The 17558-nt window shown below is 74.0% G+C and carries 19 protein-coding genes; 13 read left to right on the top strand and 6 right to left on the bottom strand.

Features of this window, described 5'->3' with window-relative positions; genetic code table 11:
* Nucleotides 1-13 precede the first annotated feature (13 nt).
* Nucleotides 14-199, bottom strand: coding sequence for a thiazolylpeptide-type bacteriocin (locus tag OG900_08075; protein WUH90073.1), 186 nt, complete (start codon nt 197-199; stop codon nt 14-16).
* Between the two features lie 128 nt (nt 200-327).
* Here OG900_08075 and OG900_08070 point away from each other — a divergent pair, with 128 nt between their 5' ends.
* From OG900_08070 to OG900_08025, 10 genes are all read left to right on the top strand, one after another.
* Nucleotides 328-1659, top strand: coding sequence for an amidohydrolase (locus OG900_08070; GenBank protein WUH90072.1), 1332 nt, complete (start codon nt 328-330; stop codon nt 1657-1659).
* 99 nt (nt 1660-1758) lie between these two features.
* On the top strand, nt 1759-2010 hold the full coding sequence (locus OG900_08065) for a hypothetical protein (protein WUH90071.1): 252 nt from the start codon (nt 1759-1761) through the stop codon (nt 2008-2010).
* A gap of 80 nt (nt 2011-2090) precedes the next feature.
* On the top strand, nt 2091-2411 hold the full coding sequence (locus OG900_08060) for a helix-turn-helix domain-containing protein (protein ID WUH95663.1): 321 nt from the start codon (nt 2091-2093) through the stop codon (nt 2409-2411).
* Between the two features lie 107 nt (nt 2412-2518).
* Nucleotides 2519-3064, top strand: a complete 546-nt coding sequence (gene uraD / locus OG900_08055; protein ID WUH90070.1) for a 2-oxo-4-hydroxy-4-carboxy-5-ureidoimidazoline decarboxylase — start codon at nt 2519-2521, stop codon at nt 3062-3064.
* Nucleotides 3061-3459 (top strand): hydroxyisourate hydrolase, encoded by a 399-nt coding sequence (gene uraH / locus OG900_08050; GenBank protein ID WUH90069.1) that lies wholly within the window; start codon nt 3061-3063, stop codon nt 3457-3459. The genes uraD and uraH overlap by 4 nt, the downstream gene beginning before the upstream one ends.
* Nucleotides 3460-3463: 4 nt before the next feature.
* A complete protein-coding gene (pucL, locus tag OG900_08045; GenBank protein ID WUH90068.1) occupies nt 3464-4369 on the top strand; it encodes a urate oxidase in 906 nt (301 codons plus the stop codon).
* 13 nt (nt 4370-4382) lie between these two features.
* Nucleotides 4383-5792: an 8-oxoguanine deaminase gene (locus OG900_08040; GenBank protein WUH90067.1), complete on the top strand. Its 1410-nt coding sequence runs from the start codon at nt 4383-4385 to the stop codon at nt 5790-5792.
* A 219-nt stretch (nt 5793-6011) separates the two neighbouring features.
* Nucleotides 6012-6545 carry a hypothetical protein gene (locus OG900_08035; GenBank protein WUH90066.1) on the top strand — a complete coding sequence of 178 codons (534 nt, stop codon included), beginning with the start codon at nt 6012-6014 and terminating at the stop codon, nt 6543-6545.
* A 148-nt stretch (nt 6546-6693) separates the two neighbouring features.
* Nucleotides 6694-7032: a YciI family protein gene (locus OG900_08030; protein ID WUH90065.1), complete on the top strand. Its 339-nt coding sequence runs from the start codon at nt 6694-6696 to the stop codon at nt 7030-7032.
* A 131-nt stretch (nt 7033-7163) separates the two neighbouring features.
* Nucleotides 7164-7799 carry a TMEM175 family protein gene (locus OG900_08025; protein WUH90064.1) on the top strand — a complete coding sequence of 212 codons (636 nt, stop codon included), beginning with the start codon at nt 7164-7166 and terminating at the stop codon, nt 7797-7799.
* 10 nt (nt 7800-7809) lie between these two features.
* On the opposite strand, the gene OG900_08020 is transcribed toward OG900_08025, so the two are convergent.
* From OG900_08020 to OG900_08010, 3 genes are all read right to left on the bottom strand, one after another.
* Nucleotides 7810-8343, bottom strand: coding sequence for a GNAT family N-acetyltransferase (locus OG900_08020; protein WUH90063.1), 534 nt, complete (start codon nt 8341-8343; stop codon nt 7810-7812).
* 59 nt (nt 8344-8402) lie between these two features.
* Nucleotides 8403-10031: a malate synthase A gene (aceB, locus tag OG900_08015; GenBank protein ID WUH90062.1), complete on the bottom strand. Its 1629-nt coding sequence runs from the start codon at nt 10029-10031 to the stop codon at nt 8403-8405.
* A gap of 264 nt (nt 10032-10295) precedes the next feature.
* Nucleotides 10296-10916, bottom strand: coding sequence for an NTP transferase domain-containing protein (locus tag OG900_08010; GenBank protein ID WUH90061.1), 621 nt, complete (start codon nt 10914-10916; stop codon nt 10296-10298).
* Between the two features lie 117 nt (nt 10917-11033).
* Between OG900_08010 and OG900_08005 the strand changes: the two genes are divergently transcribed.
* Complete coding sequence (locus OG900_08005; GenBank protein ID WUH90060.1) at nt 11034-13256, top strand: hypothetical protein; 2223 nt, start codon at nt 11034-11036, stop codon at nt 13254-13256.
* 172 nt (nt 13257-13428) lie between these two features.
* A complete protein-coding gene (locus OG900_08000) occupies nt 13429-13695 on the top strand; it encodes a DUF5955 family protein (GenBank protein ID WUH95662.1) in 267 nt (88 codons plus the stop codon).
* A gap of 19 nt (nt 13696-13714) precedes the next feature.
* Here OG900_08000 and OG900_07995 read toward each other — a convergent pair whose 3' ends face one another.
* Complete coding sequence (locus OG900_07995) at nt 13715-14479, bottom strand: IclR family transcriptional regulator (GenBank protein WUH90059.1); 765 nt, start codon at nt 14477-14479, stop codon at nt 13715-13717.
* Nucleotides 14480-14619: 140 nt separating this feature from the next.
* Between OG900_07995 and allB the strand changes: the two genes are divergently transcribed.
* The gene (allB, locus tag OG900_07990) at nt 14620-15966 is read left to right on the top strand and encodes an allantoinase AllB (GenBank protein WUH90058.1); all 1347 of its coding nucleotides are present in this window, start codon (nt 14620-14622) and stop codon (nt 15964-15966) included.
* 233 nt (nt 15967-16199) lie between these two features.
* Here allB and OG900_07985 read toward each other — a convergent pair whose 3' ends face one another.
* Nucleotides 16200-17555, bottom strand: coding sequence for a GH1 family beta-glucosidase (locus OG900_07985; protein WUH90057.1), 1356 nt, complete (start codon nt 17553-17555; stop codon nt 16200-16202).
* Between the last annotated feature and the right edge of the window lie 3 nt (nt 17556-17558).

Raw genomic sequence — 17558 nt, 5'->3', positions numbered from 1 at the left:
GGCGGGTGGGCCGTCAGGCGGTGCAGCTGGTGGTGCTGGTCGTGCTGGAGCAGGTGCTGGTGCTGGAGCAGCTGGTCGAGGAGCCGAGCATGACCTCGCTGGCGTCCGAGTAGTCCGTGATCTCGAAGGTCTCGGACTCGAGCTCCAGGATCTCCTGGGCCAGCGACGCGAGCGGCGTGTCCTGCTTGATGATCGCCATGGTGACTCCTTGTTCTCGGCAGGGGACGCGGCCCTGAACGGACCGGCCGACCCTTTTCTACGCGCGTCCACTGACCGATCACCCGTCCGCCCGCTGTCACTCCGCTGGCACGCGCACAGGAGCCCCCGATGACCCCGCAGGCCGTACCCGCCGTGCCCGAGGCCCCGCCCGTCCCGTCCGGCGTCCTCGCCGGTGCCGCCGAGCTGTACGTCGCCCTGCACCGCGACCCCGAGCTGTCCGGCGCCGAGGAGCGCACCGCCGCCCGCTTCGCCGCCGCCCTCCGCGCCGCGGGTCTCGACGTCACCGCGGGCGTCGGCGGCCACGGCGTGGTCGGCGTACTGCGCAACGGGCCCGGCCCCGTCGTGCTGATCCGCGCCGAACTCGACGCCCTCCCGGTCCGCGAGGACACCGGCCTGCCCTACGCAAGCACCGTCACGGCCCCGGGCCGGGACGGCACACCGGTGCCGGTCATGCACGCCTGCGGCCACGACGCCCACCTGGCCGCGCTGTCCGGCGCCGCCGCCGCGCTCGCCGGCTCCGCGGACGCCTGGCGCGGCACGCTGGTGGCCGTCGGGCAGCCGGCCGAGGAGACGCTCAGCGGCGCGGCCGCGATGCTCGCCGACGGCCTCTACAGCCGCTTCCCCGTGCCGTCGTTCGCGCTGGCCCAGCATGTCGTGCCGCTGCCCGCCGGCATGGTCGCGCACGCCGAAGGACCGCTGCTCGCGGGCAGTGCGACCCTCGAAGTGGTCCTGTACGGCCGCGGCGGGCACGCGGCGGCGCCGCAACTGGCCGCCGACCCGGTGATCACCGCCGCGGCCGTCGTGATGCGGCTGCAGACCGTGGTGTCCCGCGAGACGGGACCGGGGGAGCCGCTGGTGGTCACGGTCGGCTCGGTCCGGGCGGGCACACCCGGCGGCGGCAATGTCATCGCCGACACCGCGACGCTCGAAGTGACGGTGCGGTCCTTCACCGACGCGGGCCTGGAGCGGGCGGTCGCGGCCGTACGCCGTATCGTCCGCGCCGAGGCCGCCGCGTCCCCCGAGCCCGCGCCGCCGGAACCCGTCGTGCGGGTGCTGTCGCGGTCCCGGCCCACCGTGCCCGACCCGGCGGCGACCGGCGCCGTACGCCGCGCGCACGAGGCCGCCTTCGGGCCGCACCGGGTGGCCCGCTGGCAGCCGTCGATGGCCACCGAGGACTTCGCCCTCTACGGCGACGCGGGCCTCGACCTGCACGGCGTGCCCGGCGTCCGCACCGGCTACTGGATGCTCGGCGGTACGGGCCCCCGGCAGTGGGCGGCCGCGGGCGGGCCCGGCACGGACGCCGCAGGGCGCCTCGCGGCCCTGCCTGCGAACCACTCGCCGCTCTTCGCCCCGCATCCGCGGCTCACGCTGGAGACCGGCATCGCGGCGATGGCGGCGGCCGTGAGGGCCGCCCTGACGGTGCCCGCCGAGGTCGCATAAGGTCGGCTCGGACGCCGCCGTCCGGGCGGCGGGCAGCAGGCCGGGCATCCACCCCGACGTGGACCCGGGCGCCTACCGCAGCCGCCGAAGGGTGACCTGGTGAGACTGAGGCTGGAATTCACGACCGAGCCGTTCGACCTGGACGTGCCGCCCCGCCACGCGGTGGTGGCCAGGGAGGTCGTGGAGGGCGGCACGCTGGAGGCGGTCGACGTGGGGCCGTTCGGCAACACGGCCGAGGGCTCGGCCGACGCCGTCGTCGCGGCCGTATCCGAGCTGCTGCGGCGGACCCTGGCGGCCGGGGCCACCCGGATCTCGCTCCAGGTCAGCGCGCTGGGGGAGGACACGCCGTGACCGCCGCCGCGGACGGGCTGCCCGCCGCGGACGGGCTGCCGCACCCCTTCGCCGACGCCGTCAGGCCGCTGGTGGACGCGATGGGCGGCGAGATGGTCGCGCCCGCGCAGGCCCGCGGCGACGACGTCGTGCTCAGCTGGGAGGGCCGGCCGGTGGTCGCCGTACGGCTGCCGCACCTCGCCGACTCGCTCGACCACCTGCTGGCCGACCTCCAGCGCAGGCACGGGCCGCTGCCCGCGCTCGGCCGCAAGGAGAAGCAGCAGGTGGTGCGGATCCTGGAGGAGCGCGGCGCCTTCTCGGTGCGGCACGGCGTGGAGACCGTCGCGTCGGCGCTCGGCGTCAGCCGCTTCACCGTCTACAACTACCTGAACAGGGAGAACGCCGCCCGCGAAGGCCAGTGACGGCCCTTCCTCGGCGGTCGGTGACCTCTCGCGGGCGGCGACGCGCGTAACCAGAAGTTTTCAACAAACTGTTGACGCTGCCGTGCGGCGGCTCCTAGCGTGCGAGTGTGACTTCCAGCGCAGCGCCGGGTCTGTCCCGGCTCAACGCGGCCCCCGCCGCCCTCGCCGCCGGCCTGCTGCACGAGGTGTGCGGCAGCGCGGCATGGGGCGCCGCGGTGGCCGCGGGCCGGCCGTACGACCGGCTCGACGACCTGCTGGCGGCGAGCGACGCGGCCATGGCGGCGCTGACCCCCGCCGACCTGCGCGAGGCGATGGCCGCGCACCCGCCGATCGGCCGCCCCACCCCCGGCGACCCGACCTCGGCCCGCGAGCAGGGCGGCGTCGAGGAGGCCGAGCGCGCCGAGCTGCTCGACCTGGGCCTCGCCTACCAGGAGCGGCACGGCCACGTCTTCCTCATCTGCGCCACCGGCGCCACCGGCGCCCAGATCAAGGCCGCCCTCGAAGCGCGGATCGGCAATGACGACGACACAGAACGCGAGATCGTCCGCGCCGAACTGGGAAAGATCAACCGGATCAGGCTCGGCAGGCTCGCGGCGGCCGAGCGGACCCCCGCGGTCGGGCAGACCCCGGTGAGCGCGGAGGACCCGTCATGACGTCCGTGTCGACGCACATCCTGGACACCAGCGCGGGCCGCCCCGCCGCGGGAGTCGCCGTGGCGCTGGAGGTACGCACCGGCCCTGCCGCGCCCTGGACGCCGCACGGCGGCTCCGCGACCGACGCGGACGGCCGCTGCAAGGACCTGCCCGTGCTTCCGGAAGCCACCACCCACGTACGGCTGCACTTCGACGTGGCGCCGTACTTCGCACGTCACGCCCACCACCCAGCCGAGGCCCAGCAGGACGCTGCCCGCGCGGACCACGCCGGTCCGAGGGACAGCGGAGCCTTCTTCCCCGAAGTCGCGGTGGCCTTCGCCGTCACCCCGGGCGAGCATTTCCACGTACCGCTGCTGCTCAACCCGTTCGGCTACTCCGTATACCGAGGGAGCTAGCGCCATGCCCACCATGCTCGGCCAGAACCAGTACGGCAAGGCGGAGAACCGCGTTGTCCGCATCACCCGCGACGGCGGCACCCACCACATCAAGGACCTGAACGTCTCGGTCGCGCTGTCCGGCGACATGGACGACGTCCACCTGTCCGGGTCGAACGCGAACGTGCTGCCCACCGACACCACCAAGAACACCGTCTTCGCCTTCGCCAAGGAACACGGCATCGACTCCGCCGAGGCCTTCGGCATCGAACTGGCACGGCACTTCGTGACCGGCCGGCAGCCGATCCACCGGGCCCGGATACGGATCGAGGAATACGCCTGGGAGCGCATCCCGGTCACCGGCGGCGACCGCGGCGAGCACTCCTTCGTCCGCAAGGGCCAGGAGACCCGCACCACCGAGGTCTCCTACGACGGCGAGCACTGGCAGGTCGTCTCCGGGCTGGCCGGCCTGGTGGTGCTCAACTCGACCGACTCCGAATTCTGGGGCTTCGCCAAGGACGCCTACACCACCCTCCAGGAGACCCGCGACCGGATCCTGGCCACCGAGGTCAACGCCCGCTGGCGGTTCGGCTGGACCGGCGCCGCCGGGCAGGACGCACCGGGCTGGGAGGAGTCGTACGCGGCGGTGCGCGGCGACCTGCTGGGCGCGTTCGCCGAGACGTACTCGCTCTCGCTCCAGCAGAGCCTGTTCGCGATGGGCTCCCGGGTCATCGACAACAGTGACGGGCCCGCCGCCATAGACGAGGTGCGGCTGTCGCTGCCGAACAAGCACCACTTCCTCGCCGACCTGGCGCCCTTCGGCCTCAAGAACGACAACGAGGTCTACCTGGCCGCCGACCGCCCCTACGGGCTGATCGAGGGCACGGTGCTGCGCGACGGCGCCGACGCCCGCATCCCGGTGACGGACTGACAGGGGGACCGTGATGAACGGCACGAACGAGACCGCGCCGACTGCGACCGGCGCGACCGGGCGCATCGTCATCGAGAACTGCGCCATCGCCACAGTGGACGCGGCGGGCACCGAGCACGACACCGGGCACATCGTCGTCGCGGGCAATGTCATCGAGTCCGTCGGCGCGGGACCGGCGCCCGCCGACCTCAGGGACGTGGCCCGACGGATCGACGGCACCGGGCACCTGGCCACCCCCGGCCTGGTGAACACCCACCACCATTTCTACCAGTGGCTCACCCGGGGCCTCGCCCAGGACAGCAACCTCTTCGACTGGCTGGTCGAGCTGTACCCGGTGTGGGCGCGGATCGACGAGGACATCGTCCACGCGGCCGCCGCCGGATCGCTGGCGATGATGGCACGCGGCGGCGTCACCACCGCCATGGACCACCACTACGTCTTCCCGCGCGACGCGGGCGACCTGCTCGGCGCCGAGATCAGGGCCGCCGCCGACACCGGGGTGCGCTTCACCGCCGCCCGCGGCTCGATGGACCGCGGCAAGAGCGACGGCGGGCTCCCGCCGGACTTCGCCGTGGAGACCACCGAGGGCGCGCTCAAGGCCACCGAGGCCGCCATCGACACCCACCACGACCCCTCCTTCGGCTCGATGCTGCACATCGCGGCCGCGCCCTGCTCGCCGTTCTCGGTGTCCACCGAACTGCTCCGCGAGGCCGCGGTGCTGGCCCGCGACAAGGGCGTACGCCTGCACACCCACGGCAGCGAGACGGTGGAGGAGGAGAAGTTCTGCCACGAGCTGTTCGGCATGGGGCCGACCGACTACTTCGAGTCCACCGGCTGGCTCGGCGACGACGTGTGGATGGCGCACTGCGTCCACATGAACGACGCCGACATCGCGGCCTTCGCCCGCACCGGCACCGGCGTGGCGCACTGCCCGTCCTCCAACGCCCGGCTCGCCGCCGGCATCGCCCGGGTCCCCGACATGCTCGCGGCGGGCGTCCCGGTGGGCCTCGGCGTGGACGGCACCGCGTCCAACGAGTCCGGCGAGCTGCACACCGAGTTGCGCAACGCCCTGCTCATCAACCGCCTCGGCGGCGGCGAGAAGGCGATGACCGCCCGCCAGGCCCTGCGCCTGGGCACCTACGGCGGCGCCCAAGTCCTCGGCAGGGCCGCCGAGATCGGCTCCCTGGAGCCGGGCAAGCTCGCCGACCTGGTGCTGTGGAAGCTGGACGGCCTCGCCCACGCGTCGATCGCCGACCCGGTGGCCGCCCTGGTGATGGGCGCCGCGGCCCCCGTCACCCTCTCGCTGGTCAACGGCCGACCGGTGGTGGAGCACGGCCGGCTGACCCGGGTCGACGAGGACGAGATCGCCCGCCTCACCCGCACCGAGGCCCGCCGCCTGGCCACCCGGGCCGGCCTGTCCTGACGCCACCCCACAACGACCGGTCCGGGAGGGGTGGCCCCCGCCCGGTGGCCACCCCTGCCCCGCCCCTCCGGGGGCCGGAGCCGGGCCAGGCCCCACCGCCCCGGCCCCGTGAACCCACGGGCCCGGGGCGGTGCGTCGGAACCGGCGGAGCGACAGGAGCGTGGTTCTCTTCGGTCCACCCGAGAACGGGCCGTATCGGCCGGCGCGACAGAGGGAACGATGAGACGCACAACTCTCGCAACAGCCACCGCCGGGATTCTGCTGGCGCTGTCGGCCTGCTCGTCCCATCCGGACGGCGACACCAACGACGACGGCCATGACCACGTCACGCTGATGCGGCAGACCACTCACGGAGTGCGGTGGCAACTGGACGCGTGGGAAGGCGCCCAAGGCCTGTGTCTGGCGATCGACGGACCAGGAGGACCCGAGGACACACGGGGAAGCAGCGCCTGCACGTTCAGTGCCCCCACGAAGAAGCACCCGGACAACAGCTTCTGGTTCGCCGGCGACGTACCCGGCCTCCCCGAGGGGACGACCGGCATCAGGTTCGGGCCGGTGCCGCCGGAGGCGTCCCGGGTCGAGGTCGCCACCCACCTGACCGTCCCCGCTGTCGCACTGCCCACCGGGCACGACCTGCCCCGCGCCCGCGTCTGGTGGGCGATCGACACCCCGGGAGACTCCGCGGGGCAGCCCCTGCCGAACCCGCGCCCGATCACCTCGTCCGGACACCCCGTCGCCCTGCGGGCGTACTGACCCACCGCCGGATCCCGATTCCGGCGACGGGAGGCGTCAACACCCGCCTCGACGCGGCGAATTGCTCCCCATGGGGTCGCGGGCGCGGTGTCGGCTCCGGGGGAGTCGTTCGTCGTAGGCTGAGTCGGGCCGAACAAGGGAGCCAAAGATGACGCGGTATCTGATCTCGTTCGATGACGGCACGATGATCATCCCCGAGGAAGACCTGGCGGAGGTGGGGGAGGCCGCGCACGAGGTGGTGCGGCAGGCCCAGGACGCCGGCGTATGGATCTTCGGTGGCGGCCTGGAAAGCCAGCAGGCGAGCGTCGTGGCCACCGACGGGACCGTCAGCGACGGCCCGTACCCGGAGACCAAGGCGGTCCTGGGCGGGTTCTCGATCATCGATGTGCCGTCGCGTGACGACGCCCTGAAGTGGGCCGCCAAGTTCGCTGCCGCGTGCCGCTGCGCGCAAGAGGTCCGGGAGATCATGTACGACCCGGCCGTCTGACCGAGAACGACCCAACTGGCTTACGACGTGGGGGTTCCCGCCTGGCCGCTGCTACCGTCGCGCGGGCACGGGCCACGGCGAGTCCGAGCGGCGGTGCCGCACGCCGCTTGAGCTTTCAACGGGGGAACGGAATGAATGAGTCGGGAAGAGTCGAGGCGTTCAGCGACGGGGTGTTCGCCATCGCGATCACGCTGCTGGTGCTGGAGATCAAGGTCCCGGAGGACGCCGGCGACCGGCTGTGGTCCGCGCTCGGCGCGATGTGGCCGTCATATGCCGCCTATGCCGTGACGTTCTTGATCATTGGCGTTATGTGGGTCAACCACCACACGGTCTTCCAGTGCATCGCCCGGGTGGACCGCACACTGCTGTTCCTCAACCTGGTGCTGCTGATGGGTGTCGCGGCGCTGCCGTGGCCGGCGTCGGTGGTGGCCGCGTATCTGCGGGAGGGCAATGCGGCGCATGTCGCCCTGGCCGTCTACGGGCTGTTCATGGTCTTCCACGCGCTGGTCTTCCAGGCCATGTGGTGGCACCTGACCCGCACGGGTCATCTCTTCGACGACCGGGTCGACGTCGAGGCGGCCCGAGCCACGCGGACGCGCTTCGCCCTCGGGTCGATCGCGTATCCCGCCACGGTGGGCCTTGCCTTCGTGTCGGCGCCGCTGACCTTGGCGGTGCACGGGCTGCTGGCCGTGTACTACGCCTTCAACCAGGTGCCCGTGCCGACGAAGGCGGAAGCGGTGCCCGCCGGGCCCCCGGCGGTGAGCTGAGCGCGCGGGCTCAGGGGTTCACCGGGGGTCGCAGGCCGAGCCATTGTTCGGCGTTCCAGGCGTGGAAGCGCTCCACCTCGGTGAAGCCCAGCCTTGCCGCGAGGCGCATCGAGGCGGCGTTGGCGGTCTGGGTGGCGAGGACCACCGGCTCGCCCGGGAGGGCGCTGTCGAGCCAGGCGAGTGCCGCCGCGCAGGACTCGGCGGCGTAGCCGAAGCCCCACGCCTGCGGCAGGAAGAGGTAGCCGAGGTCGGGCTTTCCCGCGGCAGCCGGGCGATGGTGTTCCGATGCCCTCCTGAGCAGGATCTGGCCGATCATCGTCCCGTCGAGATCGACGACGAAGCTGCCGGGCCACCGCTCGGGCACTCCGGGCAACTCGCGTTCGAGCTCGTCGCGCGAGCGGGGTCCGCCGAGGTAGGTGTGCACCTCCGCTGACGCCAGCAGCTCGACGAACACCGAGCGGTCCCGGGCCTCGGGCTCGCGCAGGACGAGCCTCTCGGTCTTGATCGGATCGGGTGGCCAGGCGATGGGCCCCAGGTCTGACATGCACGCAGGCTAACAGCCCGACGTCCGCGGGCAATCGGCCGGAACCGGGGCCCCGCAGCTCAGTCCGCCAGTTGCTCGTACGCCGGCAGCGTCAGGAAGTCGACGTATTCGGCGTCCAGCGCGGTGCGCAGCAGCAGGTCGTAGGCCTCGCGCCACTTGCCCGCCGCGAAGGCGTCCTCGCCGACCTCGGTGCGGATCGCGGTGATCTCGTCGGCGGCGACGCGGCGGACCAGTTCGGGGGTGGCCTTCTCGCCGTTGTCGAAGACGACACCGGTGTTGGTCCACTGCCAGATCTGCGAGCGGGAGATCTCCGCGGTGGCCGCGTCCTCCATCAGGTTGAAGATCGCGACCGCGCCCATGCCGCGCAGCCAGGCCTCGATGTAGCGGATGCCGACCTGGACGGCATTGCGCAGGCCCTCGTAGGTCGGGGCGGCGTCGAGGGAGGCGATGTCGATCAGTTGGGCCGCGGTGACGTGGACGTCCTCGCGCAGCCGGTCCTTCTGGTGGGGGCGGTCGCCGAGGACCGCGTCGAAGGAGGCGCGGGCGATGGGCACCAGGTCGGGGTGCGCGACCCACGAGCCGTCGAAACCGTCGGCCGCCTCGCGGTCCTTGTCCGCCTTGACCTTCTCGAAGGCGACCTTGTTGACCTCGGCGTCCCTGCGGGACGGGATGAAGGCCGCCATGCCGCCGATGGCGTGGGCGCCGCGCTTGTGGCAGGTGCGGACCAGGAGTTCGGTGTACGCGCGCATGAAGGGCGCGGTCATCGTGACCGCGTTGCGGTCGGGCAGGACGAAACGGGCCCCGCCGTCACGGAAGTTCTTCACGATCGAGAAGAGGTAGTCCCAGCGGCCCGCGTTGAGCCCGGAGGCGTGGTCGCGCAACTCGTAGAGGATCTCGTCCATTTCGTACGCGGCGGTGATCGTCTCGATCAGCACGGTGGCCCGGACGGTGCCCTGCGGGATGCCGAGCCGGTCCTGCGCGAAGACGAACACGTCGTTCCACAGCCGGGCTTCGAGGTACGACTCGGTCTTGGGCAGGTAGAAGTACGGGCCCTTGCCGAGGTCGGTCAGCCGCTGCGCGTTGTGGAAGAAGTACAGCCCGAAGTCGACCAGGCCGCCCGGGAGCTGCTCGCCGTCCACGGTCAGGTGCCGCTCGTTCAGGTGCCAGCCGCGGGGCCGCATGACCACGGTGGCCAGCCCGTCGGCGGCGCCGAGCGCGTAGCTCTTGCCCTCGGGGGAGGTGAAGTCGATCCGCCGCTCGTAGGCGTCGATCAGGTTCAGCTGGCCGCCGATGACGTTCTCCCAGGTGGGGGCGGAGGCGTCCTCGAAGTCGGCGAGCCAGATCCGCGCGCCGGAATTGAGCGCGTTGATCGTCATCTTGCGGTCGGTGGGGCCGGTGATCTCCACCCGGCGGTCGTTCAGCGCGGCCGGGGCCGCGGCCACCCGCCAGCTGTCGTCGGCGCGGATGTGCGCGGTCTCCGGGCGGAAGTCCAGGGTCGCGGTGCGGGCGATCTCGGCGCGGCGCTCGGCGCGCGACGCCAGCAGTTCCGCGCGGCGGGGTGCGAAGCGCCGGTGCAGCTCGGCGAGGAATTCCAGCGCCCCGGGGGTCAGCACCTCCTCCTCGCGCGGCACGTGGTTCCCGGCCGTCCCGGTGACGACGGCGGCGGACGAAGGGGTCGGTGCGGACATGCGGTCATTCCTCCAGAGCGGGCCGGCGTCCGCCGGGTGCGTCGTGCGTACGGGGGCACGCCGTCGTGGGTACGGGCACGGCGTCGTGCTCATGGGCACGTCGTCGTGAGCCTACGGACACTCCGCCGTGAGCGCGCGGCACGCGCGGGGTGCGCGTGGCACGCGGTGCCTGGCCGCCGCGAGCTGCGGGCGCTTCTGCAAGGTGGAGCATAGTTTTCGCAGTGCGGAAGTTCAACGTTTTGTGGCACGCGGTGCGGCCGCCGGTCAGGCCGGCCGTAGAAGCCGCAGGTCGGCGGGGGTGTCGATATCCGCCGGGTCCGCGACGTCCGAGCAGTCCACCAGCACCGTCTGCCCGGCGTGCCCGCGCAGATACGTCCGCGCGCCCCGGTCCTCGCCCGCGCTGCCCGCGACACCCGCCCAGCGGGCGGCGCCGATCAGCACCGGGTGCCCGCGGCGCTCCCCGTACGCGGCCGACACCAGCGCCGACAGCAGGTCGTCGCCCGCCCGGCCCGCCGCCACCACCCGGGCGACCGCCGCCGCGCCCACCCCCGGCTGGTCGACCAGCGCGATCACCACCGCGGCCGGGCGCGGGCGCGCGGCGGCCAGCGAGGCCAGGCCCGCGCGCAGCGACGAGCCCATGCCGTCGGGCCAGTGCGGGTTGTCGACCAGGACGCAGCCGGGCAGCTCCGCGGTGGCCCGCACCTCGTCGGCCGCCGCGCCCAGCACCACGTGCAGCGGGCCGCAGCCGCCGTCCCGCAGCGCGCGCGCCGCGTGCTCGACCAGCGGGCGGTCGCCGTACGGCAGCAGCGCCTTCGGGCGGCCGCCGAGCCGCCGGCCCCCGCCGGCCGCCAGCAGCAGCCCGGCCACCTCGCCCTTTGTGTCCATGCCTCCTGCATACCGTCTGCCCGCCCGCGGCGGAACAGGCCGCGGACGGGTCGGCGTGTTCCGGTATCGTCTGGCCAGGGGCCGGGAGGTCCGGGTAGGCCCGAGGAACGGGGACTGATGGGCGCTCAGTACACCGGCGGCGAGGTCCACCCCGGGCCGCTGTACCAGCCGCTCGCGCCGGACGACCCCGCGGTGGTCGGCGGGCACCGGATCGCCGCCCGGCTCGGCGTCGGCGCCCTCGGCCCGGTCTACCTCGCCTACGCCCCCGACGGGCACCCCGTCGCCCTGACCGCGGTCCGGCCCGAACTGGCCGCCCGCTCCGGCTTCGCCGCCGCCTTCGAACACGACGTGCAGGCCGTACGCCGCGTGCACGGGCCCTTCACCGTGCCGGTGCTCGGCAGCGGCCACGACGGCTCCCGCTACTGGCTGGCCGCCGGCTACGTCCCCGCGTTCACCCTGCACGCCGCCGTCACCGGCACCGGGCGCCCGCTGCCCGTACCCGTCGTCCTGCGCGTGGTGGCCGGGGTCGCCGAGGCGCTGCGCGCCGTGCACCACGCCGGCGTCGTCCACGCCGGGCTCGGCCCCGGCACGGTGCTGCTGGCCGCGGACGGCCCGCGCGTCACGGGTTACGGCGTCACCCGCGCCGCCGCCGACGCGCCCGGCATCCCCGCCTTCTCCGCGCCGGAGCAAGCCGCGGACAAACCGCCCGTCCCGGCCACCGACGTCTTCGCCCTCGGCCAACTCGCCGCCTATGCGGCCATCGGTGCCCCGCCCTTCGGTACGCGCGCCCTCCACGAGGAGCCCGACCTCTCCGAACTCCCCGGCGAGCTGCGCGAGATCGTCACCCGCTGCCTGATCAAGGACCCGGCCCTGCGCCCGTCCCCTTCCCAGGTCATAGCCATGTGCGCCCAGGCCACCCACCACCGCCCCCCCACCCCCTGGCTCCCCACCCCCCTCCAAACCCTCCTGACCCTCCCCCCGCCCCTCCCCCCTCTCCCACCCCCGGGCACATGGCCCCAGCCCCCGCCCTCCGCCCCGCCGGCGGTCGGCACGCAGCCGCCTGCGGCGGTGGGCATGCCCCCTGCGGGCGCGGTGCCGACACCGAGCCCGGCCGCCCCGCCCGCGGCGCCTACGGTCGGCGTGCAGTCGTCTTCTGCGGCCGGTGCGCAGCCGCCTGCGGGCCCGGCCGCCCCGCCCGCGGCGCCGGGGGTCGGTATGCCCTCTGCGGGCGGCATGTTGGCGCCTGGGGCGACCCCGCCGGGTGGTGTGCACCTGCCTTCGGCGGTGGGTGGGATGTCGTCGCCGAGCCCGGCCGCCCCGCCCGCGGCGCCTACGGTCGGCGTGCAGCCGTCTTCGGCGCCTGGCTCGCCGGGTGGTGTGGCGGTGCCGCCGGTAGCCCCGGCGTCGCCCCCGGCGGTGGGGGCGACGCCGCCTTCGGCGCTCGGCGCGTTCCCGCCGGGTGGCGTGGCGGTGCCGCCGACAGCCCCCGCCGCGCCTGCGGCAGTGGGCGTGCCCCCTGCGACTGGCGCGCTGCCGCAGGGCGCGACCCCGCCCGGTGGCGTGCACCTGCCTTCGGTAGTGGGCGCGGTGGCGACCCCGAGCCCGGCCGCCCCGCCCGCGCCGCCGGCGCTGGGCATGCAGCCGCCTCCGGCGGTTGGCGCGACCCCGCCCGGGGGCGTACACCTGCCTCCCGTCGTCCCGCCCGCGCCGCCGGCGCTCGGTATCGCTCCCGCAGGCCGCGCGCCGGCGCCCGGCGGGGTGGCGACGGTCAACCCGGGTCCTCCCGTGCCGGGGCTCGGCCAAGGGCCGTACAAGGATCCCCGGCGGCGGGGGAAGGGGCTGGCGCTCGTGGTCGCCGCGCTCGTCGTGGTGGGGGCCGTGGCGTTTGGGCGCGGGCTTGGGCGGGGGCATGCCGTGGACGCGCGGCCGGTGGCGGGGACGCCGCGGGCGACCGTCGCGGCGGCCAGGGAGTATCACGGGGTCGGGCTTGCCGCGGGCAATGGGCTGGTGTTGGGGGCCGATCCGCCGCAAGCCACGCCCGACGCCGGGAGCGGGACGTTCGGGTACGCCGCCGACGGCGCGTCGTTCGTGTCGGACGCCGTCGGCGGCGGGCTCGCCGTGCTCGCGGCGGACGCGCCCGGCACCCTCGACGGGTGCCGGGGCGAGGCCGAACTCGTCGGGTCCGTCGCGTGGACGGAGCTGGCCCAGGGCTCGCGGCTGTGCGTCGTCGGGGCTGACGGCACCATCGCGGTCGTGACGCTCCGTCAACTCACCGACCCCGGCGGCCCCGCCGCTCACGCCACCCTCGACCTCACCGTGTGGCCCCCGCGGCAACTTTGACGCAGATTTCGCCGACCGTGTGGCGCGAAAGCGCCCTGTCGCGTTTACTGATCGACCCCGGCCCCCATGCCCAGGAGGCGCCGGGGTCTGAGCGCGTGTGAGGCAGGGGCACATGGTGGTGGGGGAAACGCATGTGGTCGACGTGGACCGCGGCGGAACGGTCGTAGGAACGATGAGTGGCGGCGGGGCGGCGTTACGCGCCGCGGTGGCCCGCCTGGAGCGGGACCTGGCGGCGCACCGCACCGCCTTACCGGACCGCGCCGTCGCGGAGGCGGAACTCGCCGAGCTGGCCAGGCTCGCGGGGAACAACCCGCCGCCCGAGCAGCTGCGGCACTCCTTGCTGCTGGTCGCGGCGGTCCTCGGCTCGGTCAGCGTGCTGACGGCCCCGCTGGCCGTACTGAGGGAGGCCGTCGAGCAGCATCTCGCCCGCCGGGCCTGAGGGGGGCGGCGGCACCGCCCTAGGCAGGTGCCGCACTGCTCAGCGCCAGCGCCAACTCCCTTGCCACTCCGTGCAGGACGGGCACGATCTTGTCGGTGGCCGCCTCCGTGACCCGTCCCGCGGGTCCCGAGATGGAGATCGCCGCGGCCGTCGGGGACCCGGGCACCGTCACGGCCAGGCACCGCACGCCCGCTTCCTGCTCGCCGTCGTCCACGGCGTAGCCCGCCTCGCGGATACGGTCCAGCTCGGCGAGGAAGGCGTCAGGTTCGGTGATGGTGCGGTCGGTCGCCGCCGGCATGCCGGTGCGGGCCAGCAGCGCCCGCACCTCGCCCGGCGGCACCTGGGCGAGCAGCGCCTTGCCGACGCCGGTGGAGTGCGGCAGCACCCGCCGTCCGACCTCGGTGAACATCCGCATCGAGTGCCGCGAGGGCACTTGAGCCACGTAGACGACCTCGTCGCCGTCGAGCAGCGCCATGTTCGCGGTCTCGCCGGTCGCCTCGACCAGCTCCGCCAGGTAGGGCCGGGCCCAGGTGCCGAGCAGTCGGGAGGCGGTCTCGCCGAGCCGGATGAGCCGGGGGCCCAGCGCATAGCGCCGGTTGGGCTGCTGGCGTACGTATCCGCTGGCCAGCAGGGTCCGCATCAGCCGGTGGATGGTCGGCAGCGGCAGGCCGCTGCTGGCCGACAGTTCGCTCAGGCCCACCTCGCCGCCCGCGTCGGCCATCCGCTCCAGCAGGTCGAAGGCCCGTTCGAGGGACTGGACGCCCCCGGCGCGGTCAGCAGACACGTGCGATCCCCTCTGATCCGATCCTCGCGGAAGGTGACTTTCGCTGTGCGGAATCCTACCGCTCTTGACGCCCGAGCGAAGGCTATCCACCATGTCCGTCAACAGAACGTTGAATTCGCCGACCGGCCGGAGGTCACGCCGTGGACGAACTGGTGCTGCGCTCCACCCGGGTCGTGACCCCTGAAGGCGAGCGCCCGGCCGTCGTCGAGGTCAGGGCCGGCACCATCACCGCGGTCCGCGCGCACGACGCGCCGGTCCCGTACGGCGTCCCGGTCGTGGACTTCGGCGACGACGTCCTGCTGCCGGGGCTGGTGGACAGCCACGTCCACATCAACGACCCCGGCCGCACGGAGTGGGAGGGCTTCGCGACCGCGACCGCGGCCGCGGCGGCCGGCGGGGTCACCACCGTCGTCGACATGCCGCTGAACAGCATCCCGCCGACCACGACCACCGCCCACCTGGAGGTCAAACGCGCCGCCGCCCGCGGCCGGGTGCACACCGACGTCGGCTTCTGGGGCGGCGCGGTGCCGGGCAATGCCGCCGACCTGCGCCCGCTGCACGACGCGGGCGTCTTCGGCTTCAAGTGCTTCCTGCTGCCCTCCGGCGTGGACGAATTCCCGCAGCTGAGCCCGCCGGAGGTGGAGGCGGCCCTCACCGAACTGACCTCCTTCGGCGGGCTGTTGATCGTGCACGCCGAGGACCCCGGCACCATCGACGGCGCCCCGCAGCAAGCCGGGCCCCGCTACGCCGACTTCCTCGCCTCCCGGCCGCCCGCCGCCGAGGACCGGGCGATCGCGGGTCTGATCGCGCTGGCGAAGCGGCTCGACGCCCGTGTCCACATCCTGCACCTGTCGTCGGCGTCCGCGCTGCCGCTGATCGCGGCGGCGAAGAAGGACGGCGTCCGGCTCACCGTGGAGACCTGCCCGCACTTCCTGACGCTGACGGCGGAGGAAGTCCCGGACGGGGCCACGGAGTTCAAGTGCTGCCCGCCGATCAGGGAGGCCGCCAACCAGGACGCGCTGTGGCAGGCGCTCGCCGACGGCGTCATCGACTGCGTCGTCTCCGACCACTCGCCCTCCACGATCGGCCTCAAGGCGAAGGACACCGGGGACTTCGCCGCCGCCTGGGGCGGCATCTCGTCACTGCAACTGGGCCTGTCCGCGGTGTGGACGGAGGCCCGCCGCCGCGGCCACACCCTCCCCGACGTGGCCCGCTGGATGTCCGCGGGCCCGGCGGCGCTGGCCGGCCTCACCGCCAAGGGCGCCATCGCCGTCGGCCGCGACGCCGACTTCGCGGTGCTCGACCCGGACGCGGTCTTCACCGTCGACCCGGCCCGCCTGCGCCACCGCAACCCGATCACCGCCTACGCGGGCCGCACCCTGCACGGCGTGGTCCGCGCCAGCTGGCTGCGCGGCCGGCGGATCGCCGCCGACGGCGCCGTGGCAGAACCGCCGACCGGCCGGCTGCTGACCGCACCGGGCGCGTAGAGCCGCAGCGGGCGCGTAGGGCGGCCGTACCGCGGACGTAGAGAAAACACCCCGCGCGTAGGCCCGACACCCCGCGCACGGACGAGGGGTGACGCACCGGAGAACCGGTGGCGTCACCCCTCGTGCGCCCGAGGCGGGCCCGGAGCACTCCCGGACCGCGCCCGAGGCGGGCCCGGAGCGGCGCCCGGACCGCGCCCGGACGAAAGCCGGGTCAGTCCGGGCGGGCGGGACCGTCAGGCCGCGCGCCGCGCCTTGCGGCGGTGGGCCGCGATGATCTCGGCGTAGCGCCGGCCGCTGCCCTTGATGGTGCGCTTCTGGGTGGTGTAGTCGACGTGGACAAGGCCGAAGCGCTTGTCGTAGCCGTACGCCCACTCGAAGTTGTCCAGCAGCGACCAGGCGTAGTAGCCGGCCAGCGGCACCCCGCGGCGGACCGCGCGGGCGCAGGCCGCCAGGTGCTCGTCCAGGTACGCGATCCGCTCGGGGTCGTCGATCTGGCCGTCGGCGCCGACGGTGTCGCGGTAGGCGGAGCCGTTCTCCGTGACGAAGACCTTGCGCACGCCGTATTCCTCGGACAGCCGGACGAGCAGCTGCTCAAGACCGTCCGCGTTGACCTCCCAGTCCATCGCCGTCCGCCGGACTCCCGGCAGGTAGACCGACTTGGCGTGCGGGGCAGGCCCGGTCGGGTCGTCGGTGATGACGTTGCGGAAGTAGTAGTTCAGGCCCAGCCAGTCCAGCGGGGCGGCGATCGACTCCAGGTCGCCGTCCTTGACCGGCAGCTCCACACCGTAGAGGTCGACCATGTCCTGCGGGTAGCCGCGGCCGTGGATCGGGTCGAGCCACCAGCGGTTGGTGTGGCCGTCGGCGCGGCGCGCGGCCGCTATGTCGGCGTCGCGGTCGGTGGCCGGCTCGCACGGGCTGAGGTTGTTCACGATGCCGACCCGCACGTCGGAGTGCGCGGCCCGCAGCGCCTGCACGGCCAGGCCGTGTCCGACGTGCAGGTGGTACGACGCGCGTACCGCGGCGGTCAGGTCCGTCCACCCGGGGGCCATGGTGCCCTCCAGGTGGCCGATCCAGGCCGAGCACAGCGGCTCGTTGAGCGTCGCCCAGTCCTTGACGCGGTCGCCGAGCGCCTCCGCGACCACGGCCGCGTAGTCGCCGAAACGTTCCGCCGTCTCACGCTCGGGCCAGCCGCCCCGGTCCTGCTGGGCCTGCGGGAGGTCCCAGTGGTAGAGGGTGGCGTTGGGCGTGATGCCCGCTTCGAGCAGCGAGTCGACCAGCCGGTCGTAGAAGGCCAGACCGGCCGGGTTGACCGCCCCGCCGCCCTGCGGCATGACCCGCGGCCAGGCGATGGAGAAGCGGTACGAGTCGAGGTCGAGGGCCTTCATCAGGCCCAGGTCCTCGGCCGTGCGGTGGTAATGGTCACAGGCGACGTCGCCGGTGTCGTCGCCGTCGATCTTGCCGGGGGTATGGGAGAAGGTGTCCCAGATGGACGGGGCCCGGCCGTCCTCGTCCACCGCGCCCTCGATCTGGTACGCGGCGGTGGCCGCTCCCCAGACGAAATCGGCGGGAAGAGCGCTGAGGTCGTTCACAAG

Source organism: Streptomyces sp. NBC_00433 (assembly GCA_036015235.1).
Classification (GTDB): domain Bacteria; phylum Actinomycetota; class Actinomycetes; order Streptomycetales; family Streptomycetaceae; genus Actinacidiphila.
This window is presented reverse-complemented; position numbering and strand designations above follow the sequence as displayed.